The 2,151-nt window shown below is 36.1% G+C and carries 3 protein-coding genes; 2 read left to right on the top strand and 1 reads right to left on the bottom strand.

All coding sequences use genetic code 11. The annotated features are described in order from the left end of the window. Positions 1 to 397 (bottom strand): Uma2 family endonuclease (locus PX636_RS22290; protein WP_288118970.1); only part of this gene is annotated, 397 nt, incomplete at its 3' end. A gap of 76 nt (positions 398 to 473) precedes the next feature. On the opposite strand from PX636_RS22290, the gene PX636_RS22285 reads away from it, so the two are divergent. Continuing rightward, positions 474 to 758, top strand: a complete 285-nt coding sequence (locus tag PX636_RS22285) for a hypothetical protein (RefSeq protein ID WP_288118967.1) — start codon at positions 474 to 476, stop codon at positions 756 to 758. Positions 759 to 828: 70 nt separating this feature from the next. Continuing rightward, positions 829 to 2,151: AAA-like domain-containing protein (locus tag PX636_RS22280; protein ID WP_288118965.1), on the top strand; the 1,323-nt coding region annotated here is incomplete at its 3' end.

Raw genomic sequence — 2,151 nt, 5'->3', positions numbered from 1 at the left:
GGATTTGTAACCGTTTGTATGCTTCCAGTTTATTAATTCCTCCACTACTAACAACCACCTCAATCACTAAATCAGGATGTTTTCTATTGGCTCCCAACTCATAGGATTTATCACCTTCTCTTTTAACCTTTTCAAATTCATTTTCTAAGGTGACAGAACCAGTAGGAGTAAAATCTAATCCCAAAAATTCTAAATAAATTTCTAGTAAAGCACCAATACGTTCTTTGATAGTTTCGTGTTTTTTCCCTGGCATTTTTCTAATCTCCAAAACTCCATCTAAAAAAGATAACCTTAACCCTGGGCGATCGATTAGCTGTTCAACAGCTTTAAATTCTCTCCAGGTTAAGTCACTAATTAAAATTGGTTCTGCTTCTCGTTCGATGAGTGTAGTTATCATAATTTAAACCCAAATTTAGAGCGTGAATTTTGTTCACTATGATATGATATAAAAACAGAGTATCATAAAAAACATCATGCAAGCATACAAACTCAAAGGAAAAATTGATCAATCTGGTAACTTGCTGATTACCGAACCCCTGAATTTACCCCCCGGAAATGTGGAAATTGTAGTTTGGGCAGCCACAGATACCCTTGATCATACCACAACCCCAACCACTGAACCAGCACCAGAAACACCAAAAAGACCAACTAAAATCAAGGTTTTGCAAAACTGGTTTGAGAAAACCCAACCTGCACCTCCTGATTTTGATCCAGATCAAGCTAAATGGGAATATTTAAAGGAGAAACATAACCTGTGAAAATCTTGCTTGATACCAACATAATTATAGATAGTGTAAACTTAAAGAGTTCACCTATTACCAAAGTTCTATGACTCGCTGGTTTAATATTGCCGGTCCCTGTAAAGACGATATCCACTATATGCTCTCTCCCACAGTACGATTACCAGATTTAGAGGAGCTAATTGAACAAGAAAGTTATTTTGTCCTTCACGCACCACGACAAACAGGGAAAACCACCGCAATGTTATCCCTAGCAAAACAACTTACCGATACTGGAAATTATGCCGCAGTCATGGTATCAGTGGAAGTAGGAAGTGCATTCAATCATGATCCCAGTGCAGCAGAATTAGCGATTTTAAGAGCTTGGTATAATACAATAAATATCCGCTTACCCAAAGAATTACAACCACCTGTTAAACAATGGCAACAGGAAGAACCAGGAAATAGAATTAATGATTTTTTAACAGGTTGGGCAAAATCTTTAAACCGACCTTTAGTATTATTTATAGATGAAATTGATTCTTTACAAGACCAAACATTAATATCAGTTTTACGACAGTTAAGAGATGGTTTTCCTAACCGTCCAGAAAATTTCCCGACCTCAGTAGGATTAATTGGTTTGCGAGATGTGCGAGATTATAAAGTAGCATCTGGTGGTAGTGATAGATTAAATACATCTAGTCCTTTTAATATCAAAGTTGCTTCTCTGACTATGCGAAATTTTAATCTTGCAGAAGTGGGAGAATTATATCAACAACATACAGCAGCAACTGGACAAATTTTCACACCAGAAGCAATAGAAACAGCGTTTGATTTAACTCAAGGACAACCTTGGTTAGTCAATGCTTTAGCTAAAGAAATTGTAGAAAAAATGGTAAAAGATAGAAGTATTGCTATTACCAAAGAACACATTTTAACAGCCAAAGAAATATTAATTGCTCGTCAAGATACTCATTTAGATAGTTTAGCGGAAAAACTCAGGGAAAAACGAGTGAAAAATATTATTGAACCAATTTTAGCAGGGCAAACATTACCTGATACTTTAGCAGATGATAGGCAATATTTAATAGATTTAGGATTATTAAGACGTGATCCAATGGGGGGATTAGTTATTTCTAACCCCATATATCGTGAAGTAATTCCCCGCGTTTTAGTCCAAGGAACTCAGGATAGTTTACCTTTAATTAGTCCTAGTTGGTTGACGGCAAAAGGTGAATTAAATATAGATGCTTTATTAACAGCATTTCTCAAATTTTGGCGACAACAGGTCGAACCATTATTAAGTAGTGCTGCTTACCATGAAATTGCCCCCCATATTGTATTAATGGCTTTTTTACATCGTGTGGTTAATGGTGGGGGAGTTTTAGAAAGGGAATATGCAATTGGTAGCGATAGAATGGATTTATGTCTG

The sequence above is a fragment of the Microcystis sp. M53598_WE2 genome, from assembly GCF_030067735.1.
GTDB classification, from domain to species: domain Bacteria; phylum Cyanobacteriota; class Cyanobacteriia; order Cyanobacteriales; family Microcystaceae; genus Microcystis; species Microcystis aeruginosa.
Note: the sequence above shows the minus strand (reverse complement) of the source record. Positions and strands in the feature narration are given on the sequence as shown.